Annotated in this window: 13 protein-coding genes; all 13 read left to right on the top strand. The window is 54.5% G+C overall.

Features of this window, described 5'->3' with window-relative positions; all coding sequences use genetic code 11:
* The first annotated feature begins 45 nt into the window (after positions 1 to 45).
* Positions 46 to 1,101: a PepSY-associated TM helix domain-containing protein gene (locus tag B156_RS0114460; protein WP_018620456.1), complete on the top strand. Its 1,056-nt coding sequence runs from the start codon at positions 46 to 48 to the stop codon at positions 1,099 to 1,101.
* 222 nt (positions 1,102 to 1,323) lie between these two features.
* On the top strand, positions 1,324 to 1,827 hold the full coding sequence (locus B156_RS0114450) for a GNAT family N-acetyltransferase (RefSeq protein WP_018620455.1): 504 nt from the start codon (positions 1,324 to 1,326) through the stop codon (positions 1,825 to 1,827).
* A 38-nt stretch (positions 1,828 to 1,865) separates the two neighbouring features.
* Complete coding sequence (locus tag B156_RS0114445; protein ID WP_018620454.1) at positions 1,866 to 2,483, top strand: DUF4159 domain-containing protein; 618 nt, start codon at positions 1,866 to 1,868, stop codon at positions 2,481 to 2,483.
* A gap of 138 nt (positions 2,484 to 2,621) precedes the next feature.
* Positions 2,622 to 3,605, top strand: a complete 984-nt coding sequence (locus tag B156_RS0114440; protein ID WP_018620453.1) for an AAA family ATPase — start codon at positions 2,622 to 2,624, stop codon at positions 3,603 to 3,605.
* A gap of 114 nt (positions 3,606 to 3,719) precedes the next feature.
* Positions 3,720 to 4,571 carry a DUF58 domain-containing protein gene (locus B156_RS0114435; protein WP_018620452.1) on the top strand — a complete coding sequence of 284 codons (852 nt, stop codon included), beginning with the start codon at positions 3,720 to 3,722 and terminating at the stop codon, positions 4,569 to 4,571.
* Between the two features lie 93 nt (positions 4,572 to 4,664).
* Complete coding sequence (locus tag B156_RS0114430) at positions 4,665 to 5,855, top strand: BatA domain-containing protein (RefSeq protein ID WP_018620451.1); 1,191 nt, start codon at positions 4,665 to 4,667, stop codon at positions 5,853 to 5,855.
* Positions 5,852 to 8,071, top strand: coding sequence for a DUF4175 family protein (locus tag B156_RS0114425; RefSeq protein WP_018620450.1), 2,220 nt, complete (start codon positions 5,852 to 5,854; stop codon positions 8,069 to 8,071). Before B156_RS0114430 ends, B156_RS0114425 begins: the two co-directional genes overlap by 4 nt.
* Positions 8,072 to 8,076: 5 nt before the next feature.
* Positions 8,077 to 9,714, top strand: coding sequence for a hypothetical protein (locus B156_RS0114420; protein WP_018620449.1), 1,638 nt, complete (start codon positions 8,077 to 8,079; stop codon positions 9,712 to 9,714).
* 343 nt (positions 9,715 to 10,057) lie between these two features.
* Positions 10,058 to 10,786: an RNA polymerase sigma-70 factor gene (locus B156_RS0114415; RefSeq protein WP_018620448.1), complete on the top strand. Its 729-nt coding sequence runs from the start codon at positions 10,058 to 10,060 to the stop codon at positions 10,784 to 10,786.
* A 5-nt stretch (positions 10,787 to 10,791) separates the two neighbouring features.
* Positions 10,792 to 11,769 (top strand): FecR family protein, encoded by a 978-nt coding sequence (locus tag B156_RS0114410; RefSeq protein WP_018620447.1) that lies wholly within the window; start codon positions 10,792 to 10,794, stop codon positions 11,767 to 11,769.
* A gap of 17 nt (positions 11,770 to 11,786) precedes the next feature.
* Positions 11,787 to 15,194 (top strand): SusC/RagA family TonB-linked outer membrane protein, encoded by a 3,408-nt coding sequence (locus B156_RS0114405; protein ID WP_245563745.1) that lies wholly within the window; start codon positions 11,787 to 11,789, stop codon positions 15,192 to 15,194.
* Between the two features lie 17 nt (positions 15,195 to 15,211).
* On the top strand, positions 15,212 to 16,672 hold the full coding sequence (locus tag B156_RS0114400) for a RagB/SusD family nutrient uptake outer membrane protein (RefSeq protein ID WP_018620445.1): 1,461 nt from the start codon (positions 15,212 to 15,214) through the stop codon (positions 16,670 to 16,672).
* Between the two features lie 12 nt (positions 16,673 to 16,684).
* Complete coding sequence (locus tag B156_RS0114395) at positions 16,685 to 18,688, top strand: FAD-dependent oxidoreductase (RefSeq protein ID WP_018620444.1); 2,004 nt, start codon at positions 16,685 to 16,687, stop codon at positions 18,686 to 18,688.
* The last annotated feature ends 5 nt before the right edge of the window (positions 18,689 to 18,693 follow it).

The following is an 18,693-nucleotide window of genomic DNA, read 5'->3' as shown; positions in this document are numbered from 1 at the left end:
GTCCTTTTTTCCCATTAGCTCCGGAATCAATTCCGGGGAATACGTATGATTTCTGATAAAACCGTTTACAAGCTGCACCGCATTTCCGGATTAGTGGGTGGCCTGTTTATCCTGATTATTACCATTACCGGGTCTATTCTGGTTGTTGATCGGCAGGTCGACAATCTCCTGAACCCCAGCCAGACACAGGTTGAACCCGTTGGTCAGCCTATGAACTATGGTCAGGTATCGACCACTATTCATCGTCAGTTTCCGGATGCACAGGTCAGAGGGGTTCGTCTGCCGGAAACGGAGAATGAAGCCTTGCGGGTCGACATCAGTAACAAGGGCGTGTGGCAATGGATAACCATGAATCCGTACAGTGGGGCGATTACGAGCATCCGCAATACGGAGACCACCTTCGTTCGGCGGGCGCGGGAGTTGCACGAAAACCTGCTGCTGGAGCCCGTGGGGGGCTACGTGATGGGCCTGGCCGGTATCTGTCTGCTGGGGTCGGTGCTGACCGGAACGTGGTATTACCGGCGGTCCCTACTGAGCGTGTTCAAAATAGGAGTACGATGGAACAAACCAGCCCGCATCGTGTATGCCGACATCCACAAATGGCTGGGTGTAGTTGCTTTACTGTTCATGCTGATGATGAGCGCGACGGGTATTTTTTTCCATTGGGAGCAGCTGGAGCGGCAGTTCGGCGGAGGGGGCAGTCAGCCCCGGTCTCCATCGGCTGATTTATCATACCGCACCATTCCGCTTGATACAGCGCTGAGCAATGCTACAGCATCCATAAGCGATTTTCAGCCCCGGCAAATCGATTTTCCCAAACCGGGCGATACGACGCTGGTCATTCGGGGAAATCGGCCCAACAGTATTCGGTTGCTGGGTAAGTATACCATAGCGGCTACGCTGGATGCCCGTGATGGGCACTACATCAGCGGTTTTGATGCGCAGGATGCCGGTCTGGAATACATAGCCGAACACATTTTCGAAGAGTTGCATTTCGGTCGGTATCTCGGCTGGGTATCGCAGGTTATTTACATCCTGCTAGCCCTGTCTACCGCCGTTGTTACGCTGACGGGCCTGTTTATCTGGTGGCTGAAACGGTAAAAATCCAGTCATTGCTCTCAGGTCGGTTACGGTCCAGACTGTCAGTATATCCTTGCCTATAAGCCCTGACATCAGGCCAACCGGCTGTTTTTTTGCATCCCGGACGCTTCCAGGGCCAGCATTGGGTTAATTTTTGAGTAATCTATACCCATTAGTTTATATTATTTACCTAATTTGGTATCTGAGTCGAGTGAACGCCCGATACCTACGAATGGACACCGAATGATTTCCATTACCCCGGCCACTGAGAGTCAGCTATCCATTGTTCAGACGATTGCGTACCAGACATGGCCCGATACGTTCGCAGCTATCTTGTCGCCGGAACAGATTGACTATATGCTGGCGATGATGTACAGCGATGAGGCACTGAAAACGCAGGTGACCGAAAGAAACCACGTCTTTCTGCTGGCTCAGGAACGTGACAATGGGAGTTATCTTGGGTTTCTGTCGTACGAACTGAATTACAAAGGCGTTCCCCAAACCAGGATTCACAAGATTTACCTGTTGCCCGCCAGTCAGGGTAAAGGGGTAGGAAAACAGTTGATTGACAAGGTAACTACATTGGCGAAAGAAACGCAGAATGATACACTGTCGCTGAATGTAAACCGGCATAATAAAGCGATTCAGTTTTACGAACGACTGGGATTCAGGCACGTTGCCAATGAACAGATTGACATCGGGAATGGCTTCATCATGGATGATTATGTGATGGAAAAACCGTTATAGTACTAAGTACACTACTTCATCAGACTCAACAAACGCATTTGAAACCGTTCTTTTTCACCCGCATCCAGTACACCTCCGGCGATTGGGAAACCGACCAGCGGATGCCGTCAAACCTGATGCACTCGCTGGTTGAATACACCACCCTACCCGTCGACCAGAAGGAAAAGGTGGTTCAGCTGGGCAGCCCCGACTTGTTCAAAAGTCCGTTCTGTTACCTCAGCGGGCATAAACTGGTGGAGTTTTCGGCGGTGGAACGGGACAACTTCAAGCGCTACGTACAAAACGGCGGCTTTGTGTTTGTGGACGATTGCAACCACGATGTCGATGGGCTGTTTGCCAAATCGTTCGAGCAGGAGATGACCCGGACGTTCGGGCCGAAGGCGTTACAGAAAATCCCGAATACCCATCCTATTTACACCTGCTTTTTCAAGTTTCCAGAAGGGCCACCCACCACCTCGTTCGAGCTGAATGGCTGGGGCGACGATCTGGTGCATGATTACCTCAAAGGCATCACCGTTAACGGTCGCCTGGGTCTTTTGTACAGTAACAAGGATTACGGCTGCGAGTGGGATTACGACTTCCGGAACAAGCGCTTCCTGGCCGAAGACAACACTAAATTCGGCGTAAACATCGTAACCTACGCCCTGACAGCTTAGATGAATGATGAATGATGAATGATGAATGATGAATGATGAATGATGAATGATGAATGATGAATGATTTTACAACATACAATTCATAATTAATAATTTATCATTCATCATTAAACACGTACAACCTGAACGGATTAACTATTGGAATCTAACGAATTAGCCCACTACAAAGCGCTGGTAGGCAAGTTGCCTCAGCTACGAAACGAAATTGGCAAAGTAATCATCGGACAACAGGAGGCCATTAGCGAAGTACTTATTTCGTTGCTGGCGGGTGGACATTGCCTGCTTGAGGGGGTACCTGGATTAGCCAAAACACTCATGGTCAGCACGATGGCCCGTGCCCTTTCCATGCGTTTCAAACGAATTCAGTTCACCCCCGACCTGATGCCCGGCGACATTGTGGGTACGGAGGTGCTGGAAGACGACCACGAAACTGGTCATAAGGTGTTTGTCTTTAATCGGGGGCCGCTATTCGCGAATGTCGTGCTGGCCGACGAAATTAACCGGACGCCACCCAAAACGCAGGCCGCCATGCTCGAAGCCATGCAGGAGTACAAGGTCACGTACAATGGTACCGACTATGAGCTGCCTAAGCCTTTCCTTATCATTGCGACCCAAAATCCCATTGAGCAGGCGGGTACCTATCCCCTACCAGAAGCGCAGCTCGACCGGTTTCTGTTGTATATCAAACTCAGCTATCCTTCGGAACAGGAGGAGCTTACGGTCCTGAAAAGTACCACCGGCACCAACCGCCCGGTCCTGAATACGATTCTCTCCGACGAAGAAATTCTCCAGTTGCAAACGCTGACCCGGCAGGTACACATCAGCGACGAACTGATTGATTACATCAACCGGCTGGTGCGGGCCTCCCGGCCTCAAACCTCCCCTTCGGCGTTTGTGAAGCAGTGGGGCGAATGGGGGGCGGGCCCACGCGCCGGGCAGGCACTGGTCCTTTGCGCCAAGGCCCGGGCGGTACTGAACGAACGGTTCTCGGTTATTCCCGACGATATTCAGCTGCTGGCATACCCTATCCTGCGCCACCGAATCGCGCTGAATTTCCGCGCCGAAGCCGAAGGCATTACTACGGATAAGGTAATTGACGAATTATTAAAGTGTGTGAAGTAGGTATTCTGTTTAACGTATTCAGTTTACGGTTTGCTGGCGGCTAGCGGACCGGTATCATCCAGTCTACGCGTCAGCCAACCGAATACCACAAACCAAAAACCGTAAACCGCCCCCATGCTCACTATCGACCTCATCAAACTCAACAACCTCCAGCTGTCCGGCAAGCTGGTCAGTGATGAATCGTTTCTGGGCATTCAGACCAGCAAACGGTCTGGGATCGGGACGGAGTTTGAGCAGTACCGGCATTACGTTCCCGGCGACGACCCGAAGCGTATCGACTGGAAGCTATTCGCCAAAACGAACCACTACCTGGTGCGCGAATCGGCGACGGAAAGCAATCAGCAAATCCGGTTGTTGCTCGATTTATCGGGGTCGATGAATTACGAAGAAGCGGGCGTTAGTCGGTTGCAGTATGCTAAAATCCTGCTGGCTTCGCTGGCCTACCTGAGCAACCGGCAGGGCGACCAGTTGAGTTTGTACGCGCTGCAACAGGGCGCTGTTCAGCCACTGGTACCAGCGGGGAAACAGGCCTTTCAGAAAATAGTTTCAACGCTGCAAACGGCAACGGCGACCGGTGCGTGGGAAAACCGGGCGGGCTCGGTGCCGGAGTTCAGCCGGAAACAGGCCGAAATGCTCATTATCGCGTCGGATTTTTTGCAGGTTAGTGACGAGTGGATACGGCTGATTCAATCCGTAGCCGGACCACGCCGGGAAATTGTCCTGTTTCAGCTACTCGGCGACCAGGAAGTTGATTTTTCCCTACGGGGTTTTTACCGCTTTCAGGACCTGGAAACGGGCGCTACCCTCGAATTACAGGCCGATGCCATTCGGGAAACCGTCCGCGAACGGGCTACGGATTACCTGACCAACCTGGAAGAAAGTCTGCGCATACCGCACGTCCGGCTCATTCGCGTTCGACTAAGCGACCCGATTGCGCTGGTATTGAAGCAGTTTTTATTGACATGAAATCTGTTTGTAGTTTGTTGTTAGACGTTTGTTGTTGCGGTCCTCCCCTACTAAAAACGTCAAATAACAAACTACAAACATCAAACTACATAAATGCCCTTTATTGAGCCATTATTTTTGTGGGGTGCGCTGGCGGTCGTTATTCCGATTGCCATTCATTTCTGGCACCAGAAGCAGGGGAAGCCCCTGCCCTGGGCAGCCATGCAATGGCTCACCGAAGCGCGGCAACAGCAGAGTCGTGGGCTACGGCTGGACAACATTCTGTTACTCATTATTCGCTGTTTAGTCCTGGTGCTGCTGGCTATTCTGCTGGCAAAACCACTGCTGAACTGGTCTACCCAGTCGCCAACGATTCAGCGCGTGCATCTGGTACAGCCCAGTCAGGCCGTGCTGGACAACTTCCGGTTTGAGCTGACCGACGCACAGAAAAAAGGGGAGCGCGTTATCTGGGCCAATCAGGAACTGGCTCCCCTGACAGCAGAAACCAAATTGCCGGAGTCCCAAACAGCGTTCGGACCATTGTCCCTGCAAACGGCTATCAATCAGCTCGATGGCAGGAATACGGTGTTGCATCTATACCTCACCACTACCCAGACCCTAAGCGATGTACCGGCAATAACGGTTCCCCTCCGGTTTCGGTTGCACACGGCTATTGACTCAACGACTCAGCTTGGAGCGTACTTACCGGCAACCGGCAACCGAAACGTATTCATCAACCGGGCGGGCAAACTTATCGTTAGTCCGGCACTGGATGCAAGCCTGAAATTCCGGTCCGCACCCGCTCATTCCGGCCCTATCCAAACGGTAATTCAGTATCGGGATAAAGCGGAACAGCAAACGGTGGAAGCCGCGCTAACGGCCCTGACCGATGTGTATGGCCTTACTGTAGCCGTGACTAAAACGCCGGTAAAAAACCAACCCTACAACCTGGTCCTCACCGACCAGCTACCAGCCCAAGCATCACCACAAACGCTTTACATTGTTTCGGCGGTGCAGCAGTCAACCTGGCCGAATGTTGTTTTCAGCAATGAAACGCTGACGCCCCAAACCTCCGACCGGGTAGCAGCCGGGCAACTACCGGAGTGGCTGGGCGAACAGATTTTACGGCATTACGGGCTGGAAAAAAACACGAAGCCACTAAACAAACAGGAACTGGATGCCCTGTTTGTTCCAACTGATACGCCCCCAAAACAGCAGCACGCGGGCATCCAACAGGCATTATTGCTCCTGCTTATCGGTTTACTGATTTTCGAACGCTGGCTGGCACTGACCAAAAACGCATGAACGAACTCAAACGCCTTATCGCATCGGTTACCTACCAGTTGTATGCCAACGCTCTATTGCGCTGCCTGTTGCTGGCCGCAACGGTCTACTTGTTGGTAGCCACTTTTCTCGGCCCCTCCGGTTGGGCACTCGTGCTGAGTGTGGCCGGTTTCGGTGCGGGTGTTTTCCTGAGCCGGTTGTATCAGGACAAAAAGCCGCAGGCCGTTCGGCTGATTCACCAGCACGTGGGCGATGCCGAATACAGCCTGCCCCTTCTTACCAAACCAACCCTGAATCTGGCCGAACAACTCCAGCTCGACCGGTTGAATCAGCAGATTCAGCACGTGCCAACGCCGGTAGTTATCTGGTCGAAGGCGGGGTTGTACAGTTTATTTCTGCTGGCCGCACTGACCGTTTACGTCGGGTACCCGCTGATAGCGAAGACGCCAAAAGACAATCCCCGAAAGAAAGGCTTTCTGGCGGCCATCATGCCTGACAGGAAGCCTGAAGCACCTGCATTCCGGCGGGCTACGTTACGCATTCAGCCCCCCGCCTATACGCGGCTTCCGGTAACGAATTCAACCAGCCTGAATGCCGCATCAGTGGTGGGTTCTTCGCTGACCTGGCGGGTACAGTTCAGCGATAATCAAAACCTGACCGTGAAATTAGTGGGTAGCCGGGGTCAGGCCCTGGTGTTCAAAAACACGGGCGATGGGTTCACCCACCAGGACCGGCTTATCAATTCGGGCCTGTACGCCATCAAAGCCTACTGGCGGATGGAAAACAACCGCGACTCGCTCATATATCAGTCTGATTTTTACCGACTCGAAGCCCGGCCCGACCTGGCCCCCAAAATTGAGCCGACCTCAAAAGAACTGTACACCTATCATTACCTGAAAGACCCGAAAGCGCTGACCGTTTCGGCCCGCATCTCCGACGATTTCAGCGTGTCGCAGGCGTACATCGTCGCCACCGTAGCGCGGGGTTCGGGGGAAAATGTCAAGTTCCGCGAAATGAAATTCCCGCTGGGGCAGGCCAATTTCAAGGCAGCTAAACTCACCAAAACGCTCGACCTGAAGGCGTTGCAATTCGCCCCCGGCGATGAGCTGTACTACTACTGGGCCGCATTCGACAACCGCCGGCCGGAACCAAATTTCACCAAGTCCGACTCGTATTTTGTGGTATACAAAGACACGACCAAACTGGAAGAAAGCGAGTTGGCCACGATGGCGGTCAACATCATGCCGGAGTATTTCCGGAGTCAGCGGCAGATTATTATCGACACCGAGAAATTAATTGCGGGGAAGAAAAAAATGGCACTCAAAGCCTTCCAAAGCCAGTCGAACGAAATTGGGTTCGACCAGAAGGCACTGCGGCTACGCTACGGTCAGTTTCTGGGCGAGGAGTTCGAGAAGTCAATCGGGGGCGGTGGTGGCCCGCCCGACGGCGATGCCACGTCGGGGCTGGCGGCTTCAGTGGATTCCTACATGCACAAACACGACGAGGGCGAGGGTGACCACGGGGCACCCGCTGCCCAGCACGAAGACGAACACGGCCATGACCACGGTGGCGGGTCGAGTGCCGACGATGCTAAAGACCCTATTGCGGCCATGATGGAGCAGTATGTGCATAGCCACGATGATGCAGAGACCAACACCTTCCACGAACAATCGACGCGGGCGCTGCTGAAAATGGCCCTGGAGAACATGTGGCAGTCGGAGTTGCACCTGCGGCTGTACGAACCCGAAAAAGCCCTGCCTTTTGAACAGGAAGCCCTCAAATACCTGAAACAGTCGCAGCAGAAAGCCCGCTCCTACGTGAAGAAAACCGGCTTCGACCCGCCCCAGACGAAAGAAAAAGAAACCCGGCTCACCGGCGAGTTCAAGAACGTAACGGATCAGTTTACGCAGGAACGCACCTACAGTCAGGAACGACTGGCAATGCTGGTTTCCCGCGTACTGGGGTATCTGGAATTACCCCGACTTTCGGCACAGCAAAAGCAGGAAACGCTGCAACTCGGCAATGTGCTGGCCAATCGGGTGATGAACAGTAGGATAGCCAACTGGTCGGTGTTGGGTACCTTACAGAAACTGGCCTCTGGTAAACCGATTTCCCCAACTGAGAAAACGGGCTTAAAAACGAAATTGTATGCCCTGACGAACGCATCGGAACGAACCGGCCCGTCGTACGTCAGTGACCGAACGCTGGAAAAAGCCTTTTGGCGGCATTTGAACTAACCTGTATGCACACAACCGTCAACTGGAGCACCCCATTAACCTGGCTCATTGCCGCAGCTCTTTTTATCCTGCTGATGGTTCAGGTCTGGTTCGTCGTTCGCAATCAATCGCTCACGCCCGCCCGCAAAGGGGTTCGGCTGGGGTTGAATGGGCTGCTATGGCTCGTGCTGGCCGGGTATTTTGCCAACATTCACTGGGCCATCGACCGACCGGCCACGCACGTCCTGCTGGCAGGTAACGACGTACCCTCAGCGGTAGCGCAAAAACTGGCGGATAGCCTGCACATCCGGGAGCGGTTTTCCAGCAAAAACCTCGACGCGGTGTATGATTCGGTAACGCTCGTGGGGCAGGATTTTCCGACCGAAACATTAACGGGTCTCAGCCAGTCGGCCCTGTACTGGATTCCGTACAATCAGCCCGACCAGTTGCAGACTCTTCGCTGGAAAGGGCTGGTTCGGCAGGGGGAAATGCAGCGCGTAACGGCGCGGCTTCAATCAGCCCAGAAACAATGGCTCCGGCTCAAATTTGGCCGACAAACGGTTGATAGCGTATCCCTGCAAAAAGGCGATAATACGGTTGCTCTTCAGTTTCCGGCGTTTGCCAGCGGGCGCAGTCAGGTAACTGTTACCCTGGATAATGAGGTCCTGGATACCCTCCGTTATTTCGTCCGCCCAACGCAGCCCCTGACGGTTCAGTTTATCCTGAACAGCCCCGATTTCGAGAGTAAAACCCTGGCTAAGTGGTTAGGGAAGCAGGGCCATACGGTGACCGTTTCGGCCACGCTCTCCACCAATATCCGCAGTAACCTACAAATCAACAAGGGAGGGAAACAGGCTCCTGACCTCTTCATTACGGAGCCGGTCAATGCCGCCAACGCCACGATTCGGAAGGCCGTTGCCGAAGGAAAATCGGTGTTGTTTATTAACCTGACCAACCCCGAAGTCGATTGCCGGACTATCAATCAGCCCCTAAATAGTCGCTTCCAGGTACGAAAGACAACGAATGAAGCGCTTATTCCGGTCAGTACCGGGCTGAACGCCCTGCCCTATCGCTTCGCCGAAAGTCTGAATCAGCGGATGGTAGCGGGTTACCCGGTTGCGGTTCAGCGGGGTAGTGGGCGCGTGGGGGTCAGTCTGCTGAGTGAAACATTTCCGCTGGCCCTCAGTGGCGACAGTGTAGCGTACAGCCGCATCTGGACGGCGGTGCTGGCCCGCCTGTCGCCCCCCGACAAACAAACCATTCAGGCCGATGCCCCGGTCTATAGTCGGTTGCCGCAGGAAATCACGGTAACCAGTCCATTATCCAACCGGCCCGCTACCCTCCCAGTCGGGTCCGACACGGTTCAACTAACGCAATCCCCCCTGAACGAAGGAGCCGCAACGGGCCGGGCAGTATTCCCAACATCGGGCTGGCAACCCATGCAGGATTCATTAGCGTTGTACGTCGACTCACTCCGTGCCGATAACCCTCTGGCCAAACGGGCCGAAGTAAACCAGTTCCTGTTAGCCCACGCGCAGCATCAGTCGGCGGATAAATTACCAGACCGGGTAACCACCACGCAAGTCCCCGACTGGGTCTGGCTGTTGTTATTGCTAAGCTGCTTTACGGCTCTGTGGGTAGAGCCAAAGGTGCGGGTTGGGTGAGCCGTCCGGCTATTTCCGGTAGAAAGAAAGTTTATTGGTAGAGATTGTTAGCATGCATAATGCAGGGTATTCTGCGTCCCATCTTACGTTCTAAGAAGCTTATCGTTAAAAATGCACTGGTCTGGAACAACTTGAACGGAACAGCATTGCTGAGCGGCTGGTGCCGTATCACCAGGTGAAATGTGGCTTTGGCAGGCTGTTTGGTGACGTGTAGCGCCGGGCTAGTTTGCCTGTATTCAGAAGCATTCACGAAAAAAGTCAAAAAAATAGTAAAATGACGCAAGGGTATTTTACCCCTTTGCTACTCTATTGACTAGTGAAAGCACGCTAACCCCCAATCGGTATGGCTGATACCCATTCTGAATTCCTGTACAATACCCACCTGCGGCCCCTGCATCCTCGTCCCGACACGGATGTACCCCTTCCGCTGGTCACCGATTCAGAACTGTTGATTCGACAGGGGTTTGCACAAAGCCCTATTAAGGGGTATGAGTTGCTGTTCAACCGGTACTACAAACCCCTGTGCAGCCACGCGGCCCGGTTCGTGTATGACCGGCAGCTATCTGAAGACATTGTTGTCGATGCCTTCGCCCAGTTTTGGCAGAAACGGCTCGACCTGGTGGTTACTACCTCGTTCCGTGCCTACCTGTTCACGATTGTCCGGAACCGGGCCTTCGCCCACCTGCGGCAGGAGTTTGGCCACGAACCAGTGTCAGACCACCTGGTTGATACTGACCCGACAGCAGACGGGCCTACTCCGCTTCAGGTACTGCAGTTCAACGAACTGCAGCTTAAAATCAACGAGACCATTCAGGCGGCATCGGCGCATAGTCAGAAGGTGTTCGTGATGAGCCGGTTTGAGGGAAAGAAGAACGGGCAAATTGCCGATGAACTGGGCGTGTCAATCAAAACGGTTGAAGGGCACATAACGAAAATGCTGACCCTGCTGCGACAGGTTCTGCGACAGAACGGTTTGCTGACCACAGCCGCCATACTCAGTTTTGCGCTGGCGGAGCCCGGCATAAAGCCTCTTTTACGACTCATTCGGGACGTTACTCAACTAAACATCTGAAGCCGATGGTCACCAAAGACTTGATCCTGAAATCGTTCGACGGCCGTACCACTCCGCTACAAAGGGCGTTACTCGTCGATTGGCTCAACGAATCAGCTAACGTCGAGCAGTATTACGAGTGGCTTGAGGAGTGGGAACGGGCCAACCCCCAGTTTTTACCCAATGAGGTGCTGGCGTTTGAGCGATCACTTCGGCAACCCGGGTCCGATAGCAAACCATTGATCCAACCCAATGACAGAACTCCCTGGAGACGCTGGCTGCTGGCGGCATCCGTCCTGCTGGCCCTGCTGACGGGAGGAATCTGGCTGCTACAGGAGCCCCTGTTGTACGTCCGGCACCAGACCACCTTCGGGGAGCTCCGCACGCTAACCCTGCCCGACGGCAGCCAGGTTACCCTCAATGCCAATACCCAGTTGCGGTTACCCCGCTGGCAGTTTGGCAGTAAAACGCGGGAAGTATGGCTAACCGGAGAGGCTGAATTTTCGGTGCGTCACCTGCTCAGCAACCACCCGTTTCTGGTCCACACCCCGGACGGCCTGACGGTGCGGGTACTCGGGACCGAATTTGTGGTGTACAGCCGGGCCCGGGGCAGCAAAGTAGCGTTGACGAAAGGCAGTATCCAGCTTCAGGCCGACCAGCATGGCCTGACCAAGCCGCTCACGATCAAACCCGGAGACGTAGTGACGCTCCCCAACAAAGGCCGCTTTAGCCTGCGTCACCAACAAACAGCATCAACGTACACCGCCTGGAAAGACCACCAGTTTGTTTTTAAAAATACGCCCCTTACGGATGTCGCTCATCAGATTGCCGAGCAATTTGGGGTAACGGTCGATGTGCCCGATATGACCCTTGCCCAGAGTAAAATAGGGGGAACATTTCGGGCGCAGTCGGCCCCTGAACTGCTCGGCGTGATTGCTCAAATGCTGAATGCTCATGTCAATAAAACCGGACGGCAGCGGTATAGTCTGTCGGTAAACCCTTAACAAAACCCTATACCAAGATGCGAAAACCAATACCCATCCTTCTGCTCATGGCGGGTACATTGCTGAGTACCCCGCCAATCCAGGCTCAACTGATTGCCCGAAATCAATCAGGTACCCAACGTACCAACGGGCAGGACCACACCCGTCCAGTGGGTAGTATGTCTATGCGGGAAGCCCTGACTCAACTTGGCCGGCAGTACCACGTGGATATTCTGTTCGAGGAAAAAATACTCGAAGGCATCCTGGTTCCGGCCGGTCAACTCAAGACGGATATCCGCGTTGACCGGGCACTCAACAGACTGCTCGAGTCGTCGCCCCTGCGTTACCAGCAGATTCGCAAGGGAGCGTATATTATTTTGCCTGCTAAAACCCCCGTCATAGCTGTTAACCCCGCCATACCCTCACCAATCAACGTACCTGAACCGATCAACCCGATCGAGTCGGCTGCCCAGTTGCCATCCCGCGCAATGACTATTCAGGTGCAGGACCGTACTATTACGGGGCGGGTATTGGGCGAAACCGATGAGGGGCTTCCTGGCGTAAGCGTGGTAATAAAGGGTACGCAAAAAGGAACAACCACGGACAGCGATGGCCGCTACCAGCTTGTTGTTCCCAACCGCAGCGATGGTTCGGGTAACCTCACACTCGTCTTCAGCTTCGTGGGGTACGCGTCGCAGGAGGTTGTGGCCGGGAATCGGTCGACGGTCAATCTGACGATGGCTCCCGACGACAAAACGCTCAGCGAAGTAGTGGTGGTGGGGTATGGTCAGGTCAGGAAAAGTGACCTGACGGGGTCAGTGGCTTCGGTGAAGGCTAAAGACATTAATGCGTTTCCAATTACGACTGCCGTGCAGGGCATTCAGGGTCGGGTGGCGGGGGTGCAGGTACTGCAAAACTCCGGGGCTCCCGGCAGCGATATATCCGTACGCATTCGGGGAGGCAACTCACTACGAGCCAGCAATGAACCGCTGTACGTAGTGGATGGCTTCGCGCTGTCGGGCGGCTTGTCGGCGCTCAACCCTACCGATATAGAAAGTATGGAAGTACTGAAAGATGCGTCGGCAACGGCTATCTACGGTTCACGGGGTGCCAACGGGGTGGTTATCGTAACCACCAAAAAAGGAAAGTCGGGCCGTAATCAGGTCGACCTGGACAGCTACTACGGTGTGCAGTCACCCACCAAACTCATTGACTTGCTCAACGCCCGCGAAATGGCGGAGATTGCCAACGAACGGGCGGTGAATGACGGGGCTAAACCCTATTTCACTCCGGATCAACTGAACAGCTTTGGCGAAGGGACTAACTGGCAGAAGGAAGCGTATCAGTCGGCTCCGATTCAGAACCACGGGCTGACCTTTTCGGGCGGGGGCGACCGGATGCAGTACTCCGTATCGGGCAACTACCTCAACCAGCAGGGTATCGTACCCAACTCCGGCCTGAAAAAAGGAACCCTGCGGGCAAACATTAACCACAAGGTGCTGGATAAACTGACGTTCTCGCTCAGTACCATCCTCAGTCGCCAGTCGCAGAACCGCATCAGTGGCGAAAACGGCAACCGGGGTAATGGCGCCCTATCGGCCATATTGGTCTCTCCACCCACCATTACCCCCTACGATGCGGATGGACGATACAGCAACGTGATTCCTTACGCTTTCAGCTCCAACGTACTGCAAAACCCCTTCGCTTATATCTATGAGCGTTCCGATAAAGAAGTGCGTGATTACGTCCTGGCCAACTCATCGCTGACCTACGAGTTTGTGCCGGGCCTGACGCTGCGCGTATCGGGCGGTATTGAACTGGTTGACAGCCGACGGGACCAGTACTCGACCCGCCAGCTCAATGGGTCGCCCAACGGAAGTGGTTCCGTTTCTACCGGTCGCCAGACCAACGTGCTGAATGAAAATATCCTGAACTATACCCGCCAGTTTGGCCAGCGGCACAACCTGACCGTTACGGGCGGCTTCACGTACCAGACCCAGGAGAATAATTCCCTCGGCACGGGAGCCAGCGGCTTTGTGTCGGACGCGCTGACGACCAACTCGCTGGAAGCGGGTACTACGCCGGGCCTGCCCAACTCGTCGGCGTCGAGCTGGACACTGCTGTCGTACCTGGGCCGGGTCAATTACGGGTACCGCGACCGCTATCTGCTCACCGCCAGTTTTCGGGCCGATGGTTCGTCACGTTTTGGTGCCAGCAATAAGTGGGGCTATTTCCCGTCGGCGGCTTTTGCCTGGCGCGTAATTGAAGAGCCTTTCATGAAGGATCAGACCGTTTTATCGGACCTGAAGTTCCGGGCTTCCATTGGGCAAAGTGGCAATACGGCCCTGAGCCCCTACCAGACCCTTAACAGCCTGAGTTCGTACCAGACCATTTTTGGCAGTGACCTGGCCATCGGCTACGCGCCCAGCAGTACCCTCTCGAACCCGGATCTGAAGTGGGAAACGACGACCCAAACCGACATTGGCGTGGATGTAGCGTTTCTACAAAACAGGCTCCAGCTAACGGCCGACTATTACTTTAAAAAGACCAATGATCTGCTGGCCGTGGTGTCCCTGCCCACCTCGGCGGGCTACGCCACCACTACGCAGAATATCGGCACGATCCAAAACCAGGGCGTTGAATTTGGCCTGGACGCTGGCGTTCTGCGGGGAGGTGCGGTGCGCTGGGACGTAACGGCCAATGTATCTATCAACCGAAACAAAGCGGTGCGTTTAGTAGGCGGCAGCGATATCTTTGGTTCTGCCGTAAATCCACCCCTGGGAATAGCCGTGAATCTGGTGCGCGAAGGGCAGCCGGTGGGGGTATTTTATGGGTATCAGGAAGACGGACTGGATGATACCGGCGCCATAAAATTTAAGGATATCAACGGCGACAAAGCCATTACGGCAGCCGACAAAACGATTATCGGCAACCCGAACCCGAAGTTTATCTATGGCTTCAATTCAACCCTGTCGTATCGTAATTTCGATTTGACGTTCTTCTTGCAGGGCGTTCAGGGCAATGACATTTTCAATGCCAACGTAACCAGTTTTGCCAACAGCTTCAACTTTGGCGAGAACCAGATCAAAGAGCTGTACGCTAACCACTGGAGCGCGCAAAACCCCGACCCCAATGCCAAATACCCCAAGATCAGCGTTAACACCAAGTTTCGGGAGTCAGACCGGTTCATCGAGAGTGGGTCGTATCTGCGGCTGAAAAATATTCAGCTGGCCTACACCGTGCCCACTGCCAAACTGGGCATAAGCTGGATTCGGAAGCCTCAGATTTATGTGAGTGCCCAAAATGTGCTGACCATCACGAAGTATTCCTGGTATGACCCCGAGGTAAGCACCCTGGGCGGCTCTACCTCCATCAGCCCCGGTGTCGATGCGTTTGGCTACCCCGTAGCCCGTACCATAACACTGGGCGTACGGCTTGGTTTCTAACCTTTTTCGTTTCAATCATGAAAAAAATCATTCTTTTTTGCCTGGTTCTGGCGGCTACGGCCTGCTCAGACGTACTCCAGGAGGTACCGGTAGACCGGCTATCTCAGGAAAATTTTTACCGAACCAAAAGCGACCTGCTGGCCGGCCTCAACGCGGTGTATGCGCAGGTACGCGGAGCCAATTCGTACGGCACCAACTACCCGGCTCAACTCAATGGCATGGCCGACTACTGCATCTCGCGCGGTACCCAGATACCCGTCAGTGAGTTCAAAGGGCTGGATGGTACAAACGTGGGCCGTACCAATGGCATCTGGCGCGACCTGTTTCAGTCCATCAACTCGGCCAATATCATCATCAAACTAACGCCCGGTGTAGCGCTGAGCGAGGCCGACAAGAATGCGGTGCTGGGCGAAGCCCGGTTCCTGCGGGCCTTTAACTACTACAACCTGGTGCGTAACTACGGGGGTGTACCGCTGCGTACCGAACCTATAACCACCGCTGGCGAAACAAGTGGTAAACGCGCCCCTATCGACGAGGTGTATAAACTGATTGCAGACGATCTGCTCTTTGCCGAAACGGCCCTCCCCAGCACCCAGGCCGAAATTGGCCGACCCACCCGCTGGGCAGCCAAGCTGTTGCTGGCCAGCATGTACCTGACCCGGGAGAACTGGACGGTGGCCCGCGATAAAGCCGATGAGGTAATTAAATCAGGGCTGTACAGTCTGGTAGAAGTGAAAACGTCCGATGAATTTGAGAAGGTCTTCGGGGCCGACCTGACGACCAGCCCGGAAGAAGTATTTTATATCAAATACGCCCGCATTGCCGGGCAGGGCTGGGGCTACCCCAGCTACCAGCACCCCGCCGATGGCCCCTACACAACGGGGGTCCGGGCGCACTGGACAACAACGGCCATTCCGCTCATCAAAAACTGGAGCGACAAGGACTTGCGGAAAGATTATAACCTGTATTCATCCTACATAAACCGGTCGGGTAAGCTAACCACGTTTCCGGTAGCCGAACCGATTTGTTTTCGTAAGTACCGTGATGCTCCTGCCAACCCGCCGGGCAACGATTTTCCGTTCCTGCGCTACGCCGAAGCCCTGCTGATCTCCGCCGAAGCAGGCAGTCAGGCGGCTAACGGCCCCACGGCAGCCGCAGTGGAGAACCTGAACAAAGTACACCGCCGGGCGTATGGATTTCCTCCCAACACACCGGTTCCCTCAGTCGATTTTACGCTGGCGGGTCAAACGGCGGCTTCCTTCCGGGATTTGGTCCTGACGGAACGGGCCTATGAATTCATGATGGAAGCGGGTCGCTGGCTCGACCTGAAGCGGCTAGGGGTCGACAAACTCAAAGCCACCATTAAAGCCGCGCGGGGTAAAGACGTGGCTGATGCCCACCTGCTCTGGCCCATTCCCCAGCAGGAAATTGACAATAATCCCGATATTAGTATTACTGACCAGAACCCCGGCTACTAACCGCATTACCCCATGAACTTCCTATTCTGGTTGGCCTTCCTGCCCATTTTTTTTCAACAGCAACCCTCTGTTTCCGTCGACGTTTGCGTGTACGGGGGGACATCGGCGGGCGTTATGGCGGCTTATACGGCTAAAAAAGCTGGTAAATCGGTGCTACTCATTGAACCGGGAAAACACCTTGGCGGACTGACAACGGGCGGGCTGGGGTACACCGACATCGGTAACAAATATGCCGTAACGGGTTTGGCCCGCGACTATTACCGGCGCATCGGGCAGCATTATGGTAAGTTTGAGCAGTGGATTTTTGAACCCCACGTTGCCGAAAATTTATTTGGTGAGTACATCAAACGGGGACAGGTTACGGTGCTTTATAACCATCAACTGGTGTCGGTCGATAAAGTCAAGACAACGATTCAGGCTATCACCCTGGAGCAGTCAGGCCAACCCAGTGCCGCCACCAACCGCGTGATTCGGGCCAAGCAATTTATCGATTGTACCTACGAGGGCGACCTGATGGCTAAGGCGGGGGTAAGTTTCATCGTGGGCCGGGAAGCCAACAGCGTTTATGGCGAAACCATCGATGGGGTACAACTCATGAACGGCCATCAGCTTCCCGATGGAATCGACCCCTACAAAACACCCGGCAATCCGGCTTCGGGCTTGTTGTGGGGGATCAGCGATGCCAGACTGGCCCCCAACGGTACGGGCGATTCACTGCCACAAACGTATAACTACCGCATTTGCCTCACGGACGACCCCGCCAACCGCATCCCGATTACCCGCCCTGCCGGCTATGATTCAACGCACTACGAGCTGTTGCTTCGGCTTATGGCCGCGCAACCAAATCAGCGTAAGCTTGGCAATTATTTCATCTGGAGCCGGATGCCTAACCGCAAGACGGACATCAACAACCGGGGTGGTTTTTCGACCGACATGATCGGAGCTAACTACCGCTACCCGGAAGCCGGGTACGCCGAACGGGCGGCCATTGTCGCTAACCACGAACAGTACACCAAAGGATTATTGTATTTTTTTGGTCACGATTCGCGGGTGCCCGCCGAACTCCGGCAGGAAATGCTGGTCTGGGGTTACCCTAACGATGAATATACCGACACCGGAAACTGGTCACCCCAGCTTTACATCCGGGAAGCCCGGCGCATGATCGGCGACTATGTGATGACGCAGGATAACTGCGTTGGTAAAACGGTTGTGAATGATGCTATTGGTATGGCCGCCTACACCATGGATTCCCACAACTGCCAGCGTCTTGTTATCGAAAAAAATGGGGTGAAGATGGTAAAGAACGAAGGGAACGTTGAAGTAGGCGGCTTTCCTCCCTATCCAATCGCGTACCGGTCGCTGACGCCCAAACCCACCGAATGCACAAACCTGCTGGTACCCGTATGCCTGTCGGCGAGCCACATTGCCTACGGCTCCATCCGGATGGAGCCGGTCTTTATGGTGCTGGGGCAGTCGGCAGCAACGGCGGCCGTAATGGCTATTGACGCGGGAGTTCCCGTGCAGCGAATCGACGTGGTGAAGCTACAGAATCAGCTCAAAACCAATCCGCTGGCCGATGGCAGCACGCCCGAAATTCTGGTCGATGATGCCAGCGAAGGTAGTATTGACCGGGTGGGAAGCTGGAGTCAGGTCACCAAAAACAAGGGTAGCTATGGACCGTCGTGGCTGGCAGACAGCAGTCGGGGACAACCGCTCAAAACAGTTCGTTTTCGGCCCCGTGTTGTTAAAGCAGGCCGCTATGGGGTGTACGCCTATTTCCCGAAACTGGCCAACGGCAGCAGCCGCACAACACTCCTGGTTTCAAACGGGAAAGAGACCCGCGAGGTCGTTGTGAACGAAGCCGACATCCGGGTAGAAGGCCAAACCTCCGGCGAGTGGGTATCAGTGGGAAATGTAGCCCTGCCCGCCGGGCAAAAAGGCTACGTGGCCGTGTCAAATAAAAACGCGGATGGCATCGTCGTCGCCGACGCGGTGCTGTTCGTTCCAATGCCCTGAAAAAC

Origin of the sequence: Spirosoma luteum DSM 19990, from assembly GCF_000374065.1 — a bacterium.
Taxonomy (GTDB): domain Bacteria; phylum Bacteroidota; class Bacteroidia; order Cytophagales; family Spirosomataceae; genus Spirosoma; species Spirosoma luteum.
Note: the sequence above shows the minus strand (reverse complement) of the source record. Positions and strands in the feature narration are given on the sequence as shown.

Bases quoted from the DNA above. Each gene is read 5' to 3' on its own strand.
- B156_RS0114460 (WP_018620456.1), top strand. From the start codon at position 46: ATGATTTCTGATAAAACCGTTTACAAGCTGCACCGCATTTCCGGATTA.
- B156_RS0114450 (WP_018620455.1), top strand. From the start codon at position 1,324: ATGATTTCCATTACCCCGGCCACTGAGAGTCAGCTATCCATTGTTCAG.
- B156_RS0114435 (WP_018620452.1), top strand. From the start codon at position 3,720: ATGCTCACTATCGACCTCATCAAACTCAACAACCTCCAGCTGTCCGGC.
- B156_RS0114430 (WP_018620451.1), top strand. From the start codon at position 4,665: ATGCCCTTTATTGAGCCATTATTTTTGTGGGGTGCGCTGGCGGTCGTT.
- B156_RS0114425 (WP_018620450.1), top strand. From the start codon at position 5,852: ATGAACGAACTCAAACGCCTTATCGCATCGGTTACCTACCAGTTGTAT.
- B156_RS0114420 (WP_018620449.1), top strand. From the start codon at position 8,077: ATGCACACAACCGTCAACTGGAGCACCCCATTAACCTGGCTCATTGCC.
- B156_RS0114415 (WP_018620448.1), top strand. From the start codon at position 10,058: ATGGCTGATACCCATTCTGAATTCCTGTACAATACCCACCTGCGGCCC.
- B156_RS0114410 (WP_018620447.1), top strand. From the start codon at position 10,792: ATGGTCACCAAAGACTTGATCCTGAAATCGTTCGACGGCCGTACCACT.
- B156_RS0114405 (WP_245563745.1), top strand. From the start codon at position 11,787: ATGCGAAAACCAATACCCATCCTTCTGCTCATGGCGGGTACATTGCTG.
- B156_RS0114400 (WP_018620445.1), top strand. From the start codon at position 15,212: ATGAAAAAAATCATTCTTTTTTGCCTGGTTCTGGCGGCTACGGCCTGC.
- B156_RS0114395 (WP_018620444.1), top strand. From the start codon at position 16,685: ATGAACTTCCTATTCTGGTTGGCCTTCCTGCCCATTTTTTTTCAACAG.